This is a genomic window from Radicibacter daui, assembly GCA_030657355.1.
GTDB lineage: Bacteria > Pseudomonadota > Alphaproteobacteria > Radicibacterales > Radicibacteraceae > Radicibacter > Radicibacter daui.
Genome location: CP131056.1, coordinates 2,766,443 through 2,780,821 on the forward strand (window position 1 = coordinate 2,766,443; position 14,379 = coordinate 2,780,821).

The 14,379-nt window shown below is 65.1% G+C and carries 8 protein-coding genes; 1 reads left to right on the forward strand and 7 read right to left on the reverse strand.

Going from position 1 to position 14,379, the window contains the following annotated elements; translation table 11 throughout:
• Window positions 1-2: 2 nt before the first annotated feature.
• The 6 genes from QTL98_RS13130 to QTL98_RS13155 all read right to left on the reverse strand — a co-directional run bounded on the left by QTL98_RS13130 (window position 3) and on the right by QTL98_RS13155 (window position 12,157).
• The gene (locus QTL98_RS13130; protein ID WP_445678918.1) at window positions 3-5,198 is read right to left on the reverse strand and encodes an MG2 domain-containing protein; all 5,196 of its coding nucleotides are present in this window, start codon (window positions 5,196-5,198) and stop codon (window positions 3-5) included.
• A gap of 152 nt (window positions 5,199-5,350) precedes the next feature.
• The gene (locus QTL98_RS13135) at window positions 5,351-6,631 is read right to left on the reverse strand and encodes a hypothetical protein (protein WP_445678919.1); all 1,281 of its coding nucleotides are present in this window, start codon (window positions 6,629-6,631) and stop codon (window positions 5,351-5,353) included.
• 30 nt (window positions 6,632-6,661) lie between these two features.
• Window positions 6,662-7,957, reverse strand: coding sequence for an RraA family protein (locus QTL98_RS13140; protein ID WP_445678920.1), 1,296 nt, complete (start codon window positions 7,955-7,957; stop codon window positions 6,662-6,664).
• A 14-nt stretch (window positions 7,958-7,971) separates the two neighbouring features.
• Window positions 7,972-10,395: a hypothetical protein gene (locus QTL98_RS13145; protein WP_445678921.1), complete on the reverse strand. Its 2,424-nt coding sequence runs from the start codon at window positions 10,393-10,395 to the stop codon at window positions 7,972-7,974.
• Window positions 10,396-10,509: 114 nt separating this feature from the next.
• Entirely contained in the window at window positions 10,510-11,175 is a 666-nt protein-coding gene (locus QTL98_RS13150; protein WP_445678922.1) for a TylF/MycF/NovP-related O-methyltransferase, read from the reverse strand.
• A gap of 136 nt (window positions 11,176-11,311) precedes the next feature.
• Complete coding sequence (locus tag QTL98_RS13155; RefSeq protein WP_445678923.1) at window positions 11,312-12,157, reverse strand: oxidoreductase; 846 nt, start codon at window positions 12,155-12,157, stop codon at window positions 11,312-11,314.
• 171 nt (window positions 12,158-12,328) lie between these two features.
• Here QTL98_RS13155 and QTL98_RS13160 point away from each other — a divergent pair, with 171 nt between their 5' ends.
• The gene (locus QTL98_RS13160; protein WP_445678924.1) at window positions 12,329-13,192 is read left to right on the forward strand and encodes a LysR family transcriptional regulator; all 864 of its coding nucleotides are present in this window, start codon (window positions 12,329-12,331) and stop codon (window positions 13,190-13,192) included.
• Window positions 13,193-13,201: 9 nt separating this feature from the next.
• Here the strand turns inward: QTL98_RS13160 and QTL98_RS13165 are convergent, their stop codons facing one another.
• Window positions 13,202-14,299 carry an ABC transporter ATP-binding protein gene (locus tag QTL98_RS13165; RefSeq protein WP_445678925.1) on the reverse strand — a complete coding sequence of 366 codons (1,098 nt, stop codon included), beginning with the start codon at window positions 14,297-14,299 and terminating at the stop codon, window positions 13,202-13,204.
• Window positions 14,300-14,379: the final 80 nt, after the last annotated feature.

Consider the following 14,379-nt stretch of genomic DNA (forward strand, 5'->3'; position numbering starts at 1 on the left):
CCTCAGTCTTTCGGGGTGGCGGTCATGGTCGCGGGCGTGTCACGGCCGAACCGGGTCGGGGCGAACATGTCCTCCACATAACTGCCAGCCCAGCTGAAGCTGCCGGGCGTCACAACTCGGGCGACATAGGCGAGCTTGAAACGGGCGGCGTCATCGCTCCAGTGCGGGCGGCTGTCCAGTTCCAGCGCGGCGACATAGCGGTCATCGCGCAGTTCCAGATGGTCGGGGCTCGATAGCTCGCCAAGCCAGCCAAAGCGCCCTTCCCCCTCACCGTCGCTATCGCCCTGCACCAGCGCGGCATTCTCCAGCTCCAGCCCGGCCGGCAGGTAGTCGACGATCAGCGTCTGGGCGAGCCTGTCCGCGGCCTCCAGCGTACCTTCGATCACCACTACCACGGCGTCGCCCTGATGCAGCGCATCGGGCGAAAGCGCGTTGCCGTCACGGTCATAGACCGAGCGATGGACGGAATAACCTTCCTGCCGCGCGGGCGCGATGCCGGCGGGCACGCCGGACAAGGAGATGAAGCCATCGGCCGTGCTGTCACCGGCATTGCGCAGCGCCGGCAGCTTTGCCGCCTCCTCAGCGCCCGAGGCGGAAGCGAGATAGACTTTCCCGGCCTCAAGGCTCTGCTGCTGGTCGCCCACGGCCAGCTTCAGCTGGCCGGCCGGCGCCTGCCGCAAGGCCCGGGCGGCGCGCAGCACCCAGGCTTCCTCCTGCGTGGAGAGCCAGCGTTCATGCTGCACATCGGCGGAAAGGCGCTTTGCCGTGCCGATCACCTGCGGCCACTCCACCACGCCGCTTTCAGCCATCAGCGTCAGGATGGCGGCCCTATCGCGCAAGGCGCTGGCGTAGTTGAAGGACTGCCAGTAGTTGCCCCCGAGATCCTGCTCTCCGGCAAGGACCGCTGACATCGCCTTCGCAGCTTCGGTGCGGTTGCCGGTCTGCGCCAGCGCGGCGCCGACCATGGCCTTTGACAGCGCATCGGGCAGTTTGTCGAAATTCGTCAGATAGAAACGACGCACCCGCGCGCCATCGGCAAGCCCGCTACGGGCGAGCACATACTGGGCATAGGCCGCCGTCGAGAGTGACTGGTCGTCCGTATCCTCATCCGCTGCCCGGCGCTTCAGGAAATTTGCCGTCCGATCCAGCATGCCCGGCGGCAGTTTGACGCCGTCCGGTTTCGCTGCGTTTACCTGATAGAGAAAATCGCTGACATAGACGGATATCCAGGGCGAACCGCTCCAGTCATTGCTCCATTGGCCAAATTCGCCATCGCCCAGCTGGTAAGTGGCAAGCCGGTCGAGCGCCTGCTGCAGGCCTGCCGGGTCCGGCCGGTGCAGGCCGTTGGTGAAATAGTCCTTGAAGCTCTCCGTCATCAGCAGAGGAAAACCGGTGCTGGTCGTCTGCTCCGAGCAGCCATAGGGGTACGCCGCAAGGCTCGCGAGGATGGCCGGCACACCAAGGTCAGGCAGCGGATTGGCGCCAAGGCTGACCTTGAGCGTGGAGGGGTAAAAGCGCTTGAGGAGGGCCGGATCGAGCGCCAGCGTCTCGCCCGGCTTCAGCTCGGAGATATAACGCTCGCTTTCCACCCCGTTGCCGGAGCGCACATCGAGCGGCCAATGGCGGGTCTGGCTGAAGCCGCCGGGGCCGGTGACGGCCAGCGTCACCTCCCCCTCGCCCACCCCGGCGATGGCGGCAACGGTAAAGCCGGCCCTGGCGTGCTGGCCGGGGGCCAGCGTCAGATGTTGCTCGGCTGCTCCTTGCAGCAGAACGGCACCGCTGGTGGAAAGGGTCGCCACATAATCCCCCTCCGGGGCCTGCAGGTTGTTCATCGACAAGGTCAGGTCCGCCTTGTCGCCGGGCGCCAGGAACAGTGGCATTGCAAGGTCCGCCACCAGCGGGCGGCGCACCAGCAGCGTGCGGTCGGCATGGCCGAAATGCGCGCCCTTTTGCCAGGCCATGACCATCAGGCGCAGGCGGCCGTCAAATTCCGGCACCTCGAACGGCACCACGGCCTTGCCGCCCTTGACCTCAACCACACCGCTGACGAGCGAGACCACAGGGCGGCCCTTGCGCGGCAGGTTGGAAAGCTGGCCGGAATCGGTGAATCCAGCACCGTCGCCGCCGGAGCGGAATTCCCCGGCCTCGGCACGCGAAGCATCGATAAAGTCGCTGTAATTATCGGACAGGCTGACGCCCAGCGCCCGCTGGCCGAGATACCACGCGAACGGATCCGGCGCCTTATAGCCGGTAAGCCCCAGCACCCCGTCATCGACTGCGGCGAGCGTGACCCAGGCCGGTCCGTCAGCGAGGTTGGAAAGAGAGATTTCCGTCTCAAGTCTGGTGCCCGGCTCCATGCTGTCCGGTGCCGCCAGCGCTACCTCCAGCCGGTTGGCCTGATCATCAAGCGGCACCCAGAGCACACCCACGGCACGCGCCGGCACATAACCCGGCCGCTGCGAGGGGGCGGCAAAAGCATTGGCAAGCACATAGAGGCCGCCCACCGCATCGGCCGGCATCGGCAGTTCGACATCCGTGCCATCCGGCGAGACGTCGACGCTCAGATGCGAGCGCACGGAAGCACCGGCTACCACCAGATCGGCAACGCCGGTAAAAGGCGCCGTTACATGCAGCCGGGCCTTGCCGCCGGCGGAAACGCTGCCCGGGGCCAGCGTGAGGTCCACCTTGTCCGGGCGCTCATCCTCATCCGCCCCGGCAATCTCCCCCCAGCCGCCCCAGAAGCGGGTGCTGGAGACAAGGCCGGTTGCCGGATCAGTCACCTCAAGGCGAAAGCTGCCCCAGCCCTTGAACTCGGCATCAATGCGCGCGGGCTGCTGGCCATCATAATCAAGCGTGCCCTGCGCAACCGTCTCGCGGTCGTAATAGACGGTCTTGTAGCGCCAACGGTAACCCTGATCGTACCAGACATAATCCACATCCTCCCGCACCAGCCGCCAGTCGAGGCCGCTGCGGACGACGGGCGTACCGGCGGCATCCTTGACGACGACGTCAAACCGCGCCGGCGCGTCATCATCCAGATGGCTGGCCGAGGCGAGCGGACGGATGCCGATATCGAAAGCATTGTTGGCGATGGCGACGATGCGCCGGCGCTCCACCGGGCGCCCGCCCTCCTCCATCACACTGGCGGTAATGACGGCTTCCAGCGGGTAGGAAGTGTCGGGCATTTCAGAGAGAGAAAGATCAAGCGACGCCTTGCCATCGTCCCCGGTGGTGAAGGAGGTCACTTCCTGCCGCACGGATTCCGGCGCCGTTTCCTGCACCAGACCGTACTGGTAACCGTCATCCTCCTTCGCCGGACCGCGGTGGGCCGCGACGCGAATGTAACTGTCCACCTCGCCATCAAGACCGGCAGCGGGCGCACCATAGAGATAATCCGCCCCGATAGTGAGGCCGAGCGGCGCATCCGGCGTGGCGGCGGCGCTGGCCACATCAAGTTTGGTCTCGATCTGCGGCGGCTGGAAATCCTGCACCTGGAAATCGACACGGCCCGTGGAAACCTTGCCATCACCAACAAAAGCAAGTGCCGCCCAGGTGCCGGGGGAAGCGCTTGGCGGGATCGTTACCTCACCGGTGTAACTGCCGCCTCCCTCATCTTTCAGGGCAAGGCGCCAGACCTGCTGGTCATCCGGGCGGCGCACGGAAAGGGCAACCGGCAGGCCGCCGGTATCGCCCGCCTTGCCGTCGCGCAGCAACAGGGTGAAATGCACCGTCTCACCCGGCCGGTAGATGCCGCGCTCGCTGGTCACGTAAGCATCGAGCGGACCTGGCGCCGGCCGGCCACTCACACCGCGGTCGGAAAGCTCGATCAGCCCGTCCGACAGGTCAAACAGGGTGAAATCCCCTTCCGGCCCCCAGGCATAAAGCAGGCCCGGCGTATTCTCCTTCGTGCCGCGCAGGAAACCGGCGCCGATATGGGCAAGGCCGTCCTCCCCGCTTTCTACTTTGGTCAGCACATCGCCGCCGCGTGCCATGAGCTGGAACTTGATGCCGGAGAGCGGTCTGGTGCTGGCGGCGGAGCGGGAGATGACTGTCAGCCCGCCTTCTCCCTGATAGAGACTGAGGCCGATGTCGGAGATGGTGAACCAGTGAAAGACCGAGCCGGGCCGCCCTTCGAAACGGGCGTCCGCGCCATCGGTCGGCGTCGGCTCCAGCGCCAGCAGATAGGCCCCCGGCGGCAGATCGCCTGCCGCCTTGGCGAGCGGCAGCGCGGTCGTGACCGTCTGATCCTTGCGGGCTGCCGGCATCAACTCGCCCTTCCACAGCAGCTTGCCGGCCTGCGCGGCAAGCCGGCCGAAGCGGGCATAACTGCCATCCTCCTCCAGCGGGTGGGCACCGAGATAGCGGATGAGATCCTCCGGCTTCAGTTGCAGCAGGGCGACGCTCACCTTGTCGATATTGACCGTCTCCACCGGGAAGGCGGCATCGCCGCTTCTGGGCAGCACATGGCCACTGCTGGCAACGCGCAGACGCTGCGGCCGGGCGCCGATGCTGACCTTTGCCTCATAGGGTGATTTGAGCACCGCCCCCACGCCCGGCAGGCCGGCGGCGAGGTGGAGTGTGTAGTCGGTGGAATGCTCGAAACCATCAAGGCACAGGCTGCTGCGCTCCACCCGCCACCCGAACTTGACCGCGGGCTCGGTGGTGACAAAGGCGCCGATCCCCGCCTTGTGGGCCTGATCGAGCGGGGCATCGAAGTCGAGGCAGACTTCAGCCACCGACTGGTCCGATTTCACCTGCGGGTCAGCAACCACGGACATGCCGGGAGTTGAAAAATCAGTCAGCGCGGCAAGGCGCTGCCGGTAGGCATCGGCAAGGCAGGTTTCGGCCTGATGCCGGCGGGTGAGATTACCAAGCTCACCTTCCGGCAGGGCGCAATCCTTGTTGCGGGCGCTCAGCCAGCGCTTCTGCGCCTCGGCAATCTGCGTCCAGCCTGCGGCGGGCTGGCTTTCCTTCAGCGAGCCATAAAGCCGGGCCAGCTCGTCATCCTGCCGGGCAAGATCCGTATCCTCACAGATCAGGGTTTCCAGCGGGTTCAGCCTGCCGGAACAGTCAAAGCTGGGTTTGATGGTCTGCCCCTCGCCGCTTTGCGGCTGGGTTGCTGCGGCGGCCGGGAGGCCCGTCAGGGCCCACATCGACAAGGCCAGGATCGCGAATGGACGTGATGCGGCGCGCAGCATGCTCTTTCCCCCCAAAGAAGCCGGAAAGGCAGGATGACCTGCCTTCCTCGTTCTTATGATGACGGAATAGAGCCCGAATTCTAGCAACAACCCAAGCGGGAATCTGGTTTGGTTGCCAATCACATACGGATGGATGTTTCCGGCAATCGGCGTCACCAGGCCGGCAAAAGCTCGCGCTGCGTAACACCGGCAACAAGGTCCCCCAGATCACCGGCGGCAGGGCTGAAGGTACGGCGCATGCGCTCCGGCGAGGGGTCCAGCTTCCATTTGCGATAGCCGCGCATCAGCGAGAGCAGCCGCTCTTCCAGAAACACACCATCAAGGCTGCGGGAAAGCGGCATGGAGTAGTCCGTCAGCAGCCAGGAAAGCGCACCCGCCATCGGCGGCGGTTGCCGGTCGGGCTGCTCCAGCATATCGCCCACGCTGGTCCAGGTGGCGTAAGTCGCGAGATGACTGTTGCCCAGAGCCAGCAGGGGGATGCCGTGCAGGGCCGCCTGCACCCCGACGGAGGAACTGACGCTGGCGATGATATCCACCAGCGGCACCAGCGACTGCCCGGTGAGGCCCATGAGCGCGGTGTCTGCAAAAATAACGTTCGGATAATATTTGCTGACCAGATGGCGGGTATGGGCATCGACAGCCTCCCCCACCAGTTTGGAGATTTCATGCTCGGTGACGATCACCGCCCATTCCGGCGGAATGCGTTCGATGAAATCCCAGAAGAAGGCACCCTGATGGGCAAAGCCGCTATGCTGCGTCCAGCCGAAATGGCCGCTGAACTGCAAGGGCAGCAGGATGAGTTTCTGCCAGCGCTCGCGCAGCGCCGTGACCTTGCGGCCGGCACGGGAAGCCGGTGACATCTGCCGCCGCCAGCCCAGCGTCATATCCTCAAGCCAGCCATCCTCCGCCCCGCCCGGCCACAGGCCAAGCCGTGCCGGGGCAGAGCTGCCATACATGCCCCAGGGATCGAGAAAGAAGAGGAAGGGGTAAGGCGCGCGCGTCACCGGCCCGCCTTCGGCATGCAGCACCACCGAGCCGGGATAGAGCCTGTGCCACAGCGCGGCACTGGGCGAATTGGTCAGCACAAGGTCAAAATGCCCGGGCGGCAGCAAGGCCCTGTAGACCTCGGCCATCGCATCGACCACCGCCGTATTGCCGTCTGCCAGTGCCTTCAGCGCCCCGGCCGGGCCCAAACCGGTGGCATCCGCCAGCAGGGCGCCGGGCATGACGGTTACCTGCGAGACCGGCAGGCGCTGGCGGGTGGAAGCCCGGTCCGCCATCGCCAGATTGGCAACAAGATGAAAGCTGGTGAATTGCGGCACACCGCGCGCCGTCACCTGGCCGGCGATGCGCAGCAGCATGTCCTGCCAGAACCACAGATGGTGGGCATGGCCGCACAGCACCATCGGCTCGGAATGGACGAGGATGCGCATGGCGCCGCTCCGCCCTCCCCGGCCCCGGGCCTAGAACTCGCCCTGGCGCGAGAGGATGCTATCCGTCTCGATGCCAAGGGCGATATCGCAGGCAATGGCGCGCTCGCGCCGGGCGTTTTCCAGCGCCATGTCGAGCACGCGCTCTTCCAGATAACGCGGGATGACGACAACACCGTCACCATCGGCGAATATAAGATCGCCGGGGCGCACCATCACGCCGCCGATGAGGATGCGGCGGTTGAAATGCTCCACGGTCGCCCGGCGGCGCACATCGGCGCAGTTATTGCCGCGGGCAAAGACGGGCAGCTCCAGCCGGGCGACATCGGCGCTGTCGCGCGTCATGCCGTCAATGATCGCACCCACGGCGCCGCAGCGGCGGGCAAGGCGGGCATTCAGCTCGCCGAAATAGGCAAATCCCGGCATGCCGTTTTCGACCACCACCACATCGCCGGGCACAATGCCGCGATAGGTCTCCAGCGCATCATAGATGCCGCGATAATCCTCCCCGGCTTCCAGCGCACGCAGTTTCAGCGTCTTGGCACGGCCAAAGAAGCGGGCGCCGGAAATATTGGGCCGGAGGCCATGCACCACCCCGTCATGCCCGAGATCGTCGAGAATGTCGGAGAGCATGGGGCTGGAAAGCACCTCCCTGATGGTGGCAAGGCGCAGCTGTTCCTTCTCGCGCTGACCGGCGGCCACCAGCTCGGCAAGGGCAAAATCCTCCGGCTGGTTGATGTCGATATTCTCCATCGGCCCGGCTTCCAGCAGCACCGGATTGCGGCCATAACGCTTACCGGTATCGAGCGCCGCATCCCGCCGCATGGCGTAGAAGGACATGGCCTCGATGACAGTTGCCGGCAGATCGACACTGTTGGGCACGCGGCCTTCGCCATAGGCCGGCCGGCCATTTTCCCAGCGGTATTGTTTTTCGCGCCGGGTCAGCAGCACGGAATCCACCTCCGGCCGCTCGGTCAGGATATCGATGGCCTTGCGGATGGTGGCGGGCGCCACGAAGGGGGCGGTGCAGAGCACCTGCAGGCAGATGTCGGCATCGATATGCTTTACCTCATTGAGGAAAAGCTCGTGCCCGTCGGTGGCGTTGGTGGCGAGCGCCGGGTCGCGGCGCAGGCGCTGCACCGGCAATTCGGCCGCCAGTTGCCAGAGTTCCTCACTCTCCGTATCGAGCACCACCAGATCGATGGCGTCTATGGCGCACAGCTTTTCCAGCGTGTGCAGGATGAGCGGCTTGCCATCGAGCAGGCTGACATTCTTGTTCCAGATCCGCTCGCTGGTGCCCTTGGCGGGGACGAAGGCGACAACTCTCATACCTTGAGACCTCTTCACGCGTAGGCGTCCTTGCCTTTCCTGGCAGGTTCGCTCGCCGCTGCCTCACGCGGAGGCAGGCAGGCAAAAGTAAGGGTGAGCACGGCGGTATCTTCCCCCGCCGGCACGGGCAGCAGCAGATGCGCCTCCGGCCCGAGGCAGCGGAAAACGCCGCCGGCGATGTCGAGGCCGAGGCCGCGCATCAGCGAAAGATCGATAAGGCGCGGCGGTGCCTTCATGGCGGCCCCGGCGCCGGGGCCGCTCTGGAAAGCCAGCGAGCGCACAAACCCGCCGCTGGCGATATCGCCGAGCAGCAGCGCCGCCACATCGCCGCGATAACGCGCCGAAACCGGCAGGCGGGCGCGATAGTCCCCGCTGGCAAGGCGCACGAGCGGCACGGAGATCTGCGCCCCCTCCTGTCCGCGAAAGAGCGTGGCCATCATGTCGCCCACCACCTCTTCGCCTACCGCCATTTCGCCGCCGGCGCCATGGCTCCAGAGCAGGTAGGGATAAGCCAGCTGCGGATCGGCAACGGCGAGGCTTGCAGCCAGCCACATCGGCGGTTCCGTGGCGGTGAAGAGTGCGGATTGCTGATGCACGGCGCCTAGGGCGGCAATCGCCGCCCCGTCTACCAGCGACACGTGCCCGACGGTGCCAAGATTGATGTCATGGTCGAGCCGGGAGAAGGCCTCCACCTCCTGCGGCAGCGGCCAGAGCAGGAAACGGGCAAGCGTGACAGCCGCGGCGCGGGTTGCGGTGTCGAGATTGGCAAAGGGGTCAAGGCCCGCCGCCCGCTGCGCCGCCGCCAGCTGGCTGAAGGAAAGTGCGCCTTCATGGGCACGCAGCATCAGGCGCAGCTGGTGGGAGGATCGTACCTCCACCTCTCGCACCGGCTCGCCGCCGCGATATTCGCGCACGGAGCCGACCGGTTCGCTCATCAGCTGTTCCAGCACCGCCACGTTGCGCAGCAGGCAACGCTTGAGCGATGGCAGGACGACACGATCATCAATCAGACCGCCCGCAGTATCACCCGGCGCCAGTTCCTGCAAATCCTCGTCCGAGGGCAGCAGGTAGACGCCATGCAGCCGGGTGGAGATGCCTTCCAGATCCAGCACTTCCCGCAGGCTTTTCTGCACCGTGCCGGTATAGCCGATATCGACCAGCATCAGGTCGCCGCAGTCGGCAAAATCCGCAATGCGGTTTTCCAGATGCAGCACAATCTGCCGGCGCACGAGGGCGGCGGAAGCGGAAAGGTCGCGGTTTCCGAGCAGGCTCGGCAGGGCTTCGGCCAGCTCCGCGGCATCGGCAACGCCGTCCGGGCAGGCCGAAAAATACGCCTCCAGCGCCGGGCTGCGCAGGCCGAGAAAACTCTCCAACCCTGGCAGCATCACCCGGTCAAGCCGGCTGAGGAAACTGGCGATCCGGCCGACATCGGCCGAAGCGCCAATCAGCGTCACCCGGCGGTTGAGATCGACATAGGCCGCCTCCGGCATCCCCTCCGCGCGCCACAGGCGGTAGGGCAAAAATCCGTCCCGCGCCAGAAAGGCGATGCGGGCCTTGGGATTGCGTGCCCGGAGCGCGGCAAACCGGCGGGAGACGTCGTAGATGAAGGTGGTGAGCACGGGGCCCAGCACACTCGCGCCCACGGCATGGAACGGATCGTCAAAGGCCTCATCATGGCTGGCGATACGGCGCAGAATCTCCATGCCGCCATCCACCAGCGCGGCATCCCCGCCATTCGGGGCAAGGCGCGTCATCCGCACCTCGCGCTCGCGCAGGCTCTGGTGCAGCGGCGCCCCTTGCGGAAAATGCACCGCACGGATGCCCAGCTTTTCCGCCGCTGCCACATCGGCACCGGGATTGTCGCCCCAATGCATCCAGCTGCCGGCATCGGCAATCGCCATGTCAGCCTTAACCCGGCGAAACAGACCGCCGGCCTTGGAGGCGCGGTGATCGCTGGAGGCATAAATGAAATCGAAGGTGAGGCCGGGACATTTGGCAACCAGCAGCCGCGCCAGCAGCCCGTTGCCCCAATAGGTATCCGACAGCACGCCGATGCTGGCGCCCGCCGCCTTGCAGCTTCCGGCAATCGCCAGCATGTCCGTGTTGGCAAAACAGAGCGCCATCTCGGCTGCAAACTCCGCCTCGACCAGTTCGCCGCGTTTTTCCTCTCCCCAGCCGAAACGGCCGACGGGAAAAGCGGCATAGATTTCATGAATGGTGGCTTCAAGGCCCGGCACCGCCTTGCGGGCGGTGAATTCGGCAATGCGGCGATACTGGCAGAAAAGCCGGGGGTCGACGCCGAGGATGCCGGCCGTGGCGGCATAAACCCCGTCGGGGCTCGACACCTTGCGGTAAAGCAGCGTGTCGAACACATCGAAGGACACGATCCCCACGTGCCCCTGGCCGATAGCGCCTTCCAGACCAGACAAGTCGCTCATTAGTCTCCCCTTCCAGCCTTATACGGGTGGGGCGGGAGAAAACTGGCGCAGCGGATGCTGAAAAACCGCCGTGGGTAGTGCAGGTAGATAAAAGGCCGTTCCCGGCCCCCTTAGTCACACCCGGAGGAAGGTCGGCACGACATAATGCGGGAGTTTTGAAATGCCCTTGCTCAGCCGGGCACAGAGTTCGTCGGCCGCCCGGGTCGCGCCCTCGACAAGGCCATAATCATCAAAAGCGATCAGCCCGCCCGGCGCCATCCGCGGCAAAAGCTGCTCGATGGCAAAAGCGGTCGGCTCATAAACATCAAGGTCGAGATGCAGCAGCGCGATCCGTTCCGCCGGATGCTCGACAAGGAAACGGGGCAGGCTCTCGAAGATATTGCCTTCCACAAGGCTGATATTGGCGAAACCCTTCTCCGCCAGAATGGTCGCCAGCCCGGCCCGGGAAATCCCCTCCCCTCCGGCCGCCTCGAAGCGCTCGATAAAGGCCCGGTCGGCGCAGCCGGCCACCTCCCCGCGCGGAAATGCCCCGAAAGCATCGAAGCCATAAATCGGGCGGGAGAAGTTGTTTTCCAGCAGATGGCGGAAGGTCGCGAAACGCACAAGCGAGGCGCCCTTGTAGACGCCCATCTCCACCACCGCTCCCGGCAGCCCTTCGATCATCCGGTACAGCTCGTAATGCGCCAGCAGCTTGCCGAGGCGCGAGGGGGCTCCCCGCAAATAAAAGGTGTTTTCCGCCTCGTAGATCGCACTCGTCTCGGCGGGAGTATAATTCGCCACGTGCCCTGCCCTTTTCCATTCACCCGGGCTTGATACGCAGGAGACGGTAAAGGCAGGCAAAAAGGCGGCATGGCATAGCAACAAAAAGCCCCGACCATCGCTGGCCGGGGCTTTTGGCGGCTAGAAGCCGGCGCCCTCAGGCGGCCGCATCCTCCGCGGCAAAGTCCGTCGATACCGCCAGATCGCGCCAAGTCGCCAGCTCGTCGGCGACATAGGCGTTCTTGGCTTCAATCGCCGCGACGGTGTCGCTGCCAAGCGGCAGGCGCAGGGGCGGGTTGTCGTTGGCCACCAGAACCATAAGCGCACTTGCCAGTTTGGCCGGATTGCCCGGCTGGGCATGGTTGTGGCTGGCGGCAAACTCACGCATGGCGCCGGTGCTTTCGGCATAATCCGCGATGATACGCGGGCTGACACTCAGCGAGCTTTCATCGAGGAAATCGGTGCGGAAGAAACCGGGCTCCACCACGGTGACCTTGATGCCGAGGTGCTTTACCTCCATCGCCAGCGCTTCGCTGATGCCCTCCACCGCAAACTTGGTGGAGCCATAGATGCCCCAGCCCATATAGGCGCGATAACCGCCGACGGAGGAGATGTTGAGGATGTGGCCGGAGCGCTGGCGGCGCAGATGCGGCAGCACAGCCCGGGTCACCCCGACAAGGCCGAAGACGTTGGTGCGGTAGACCGCTTCCACCTCGGCGGTGGTGGACTCCTCAACGGCGCCCAGCAGGCCGAAGCCGGCATTGTTGACCAGTACATCGATGCGGCCGAAACGCTCGACCGCGGCTTTGGCAGCGGCGTGGGCCTCTTCCTCGTTTGTGACGTCCAGACGCACCGGCAGCAGGTTGGCATGCTCGCCAAGCCGCTCGGTCACCGTTTTCGGATTGCGGGCTGCGGCCACGACGGCGTCGCCCTGGGCAAGGGCTTCCCGGGCGATAAGGGCACCGAAACCGCGGGATGCTCCCGTGATGAACCAGACGCGCATGATGATCTCCCTTCACTGATGCAAGAGCCCAAAACCGGGCGGGTCAGAACCGGCCACAGCGGCCTTGGGGAGACGTTAGCCTTGCGCCTTAGGTGAAATAATCGTCTTATTTCTCCAGTCCTTGCTGAATGCTGCTCATCAATTAAAATATCCTCCCACGCTGAACTTGCGATGTTTCTCGCCATCGCCCGGCATTTGAGTTTCCGCCAGGCCGCTGTCGAGCTGGGGGTGACGCCCTCTGCGCTCAGCCATGCCCTGCGCGCGCTGGAGGAGCGGCTGGATGTACGGCTCTTCAACCGCACCACCCGCAGCGTGGCACTGACGGAAGCCGGCGAGCGGCTCTACAAGCGCCTGCGCCCGGCCTTTCTCGATATTGACGACGCGCTGGATGATCTCAACCGCTATCGCGGCAGCCCGAGCGGCCTGCTGCGCCTCAACGTGCCGCGCTCGGCGGCCCGCATCGGGCTGCTGCCAATGCTCGGGCGTTTCCGCACCGCCTATCCGGAGATCGAGCTGGATATCGTGGTGGAGGACCGGCTGGTGGATATCGTGGCCGGCGGCTTCGATGCCGGCATCCGCTTCGGCGAAATGCTGCAACAGGACATGATCGCCCTGCCCTTTGGCCCCCGCCAGCGCTTCAGCGTCGTGGCCACGCCCGACCTGATCGCGCGCGTCGGCCGGCCGCTGGTACCGCATGATCTGCAAAAGCTGCCCTGCATCCGCTTTCGCTACGCCAGCGGCACGCTTTACCGCTGGGAATTCGGGCGTGGCGGCGAAGCGGTGGAGGTGGAGGTAAACGGCCCGGTCACCCTCAGCGACATGGACATGATGCCCCTTGCCGCCACGCAAGGCGCCGGCTTCGCCTTCACCTTCCACAGCCAGACCGAAACCCTGGTCGCCGAAGGGCGGCTGATACGGGTGCTGGAAGACTGGTGCCCGTTCTATCCGGGCTTTTTCTTCTACTACCCCAGCCGCCGGCAGTTACCGGCGGCGCTCAGGGCGTTTGTGGATTTTGTGAAGCAGGCGAGCGGCTAGAAACTCTCTTCAAGCCGCTATCGCCAGCCCCTCCGCATTGAAGAGATGGCAGAGCGCCGGATCGACGCGCAGCGCAACCTTCTCGCCATGCGTGACCCGCATCTGGCCGTCGATAACAACGGTGAGCATCTCGCCGCCTTTGGTGGAGACATAAAGCACCGTCTGGCCGCCGAGATGTTCGACCAGCTGCACTTCCACCTCGCCCAGAAACACGCCCGCCTCCCCGCCCACAGTGATGTGCTCGGGGCGCACGCCAAAGGTCAGGGCCTCGCCGGCAAGGGCTGGCGGCAGCGCGCGACCGAAAGGCAGGCTGGTGCCGGCAACTTCCAGGGTCGCCCCCTCACCCGCAGCGCCGGCATTACCCGCCAGCTTTGCCGGCAGGAAATTCATCTTCGGCGAGCCGATGAAGCCGGCGACGAACTGGTTGGCCGGGCGGTTATAGAGGTCGAGCGGCTTGCCCACCTGCATCACCTGCCCGTCGCGCAGCACCACGATCTTGTCGGCCATGGTCATGGCCTCCACCTGATCGTGCGTCACATAGATCATCGTATTGCCCAGCTGCTGGTGCAGGCGGGAAAGCTCCACGCGCATCTGCACGCGCAGCTCGGCATCAAGGTTGGAGAGCGGCTCGTCGAAGAGGAAGATGCGCGGCTCGCGCACGATGGCGCGGCCAATGGCAACGCGCTGCCTCTGGCCGCCGGAAAGCGCCTTGGGGCGGCGCTGCAGGTAACTGTCGATCTTCAGGATTTCGGCCGCATGGCGCACCTTGCGATCGATCTCGTCCTTCTTCGCCCCCATGGTCTCAAGGCCGAAAGCGAGGTTCTTGTAGACGCTCATATGCGGATAAAGCGCATAGGACTGGAACACCATGGCGATGCCGCGCCGGGAGGGCGCCACCTCGTTCATGCGCTCGCCATCGATCAGCAGATCGCCGTCGGAGATTTCCTCAAGGCCGGCGATCATGCGCAGGAGCGTGGACTTGCCGCAGCCTGACGGGCCGACAAAGACGGTGAATTCGCCGGGCTCGATGGAAAGGTCGATCCCCTTGATCGCCCGCAGCGGCCCGTACGCCTTCACCACCTTGTTCAACTGGATGCTCGTCGACATCAAATCCTTCCTCCCGAAAGGTCTTTTCCTCTGGCGGGGCCGCGGCGGCTTCTATGGCTTTGCCTGCGGCCCCTTTTCTC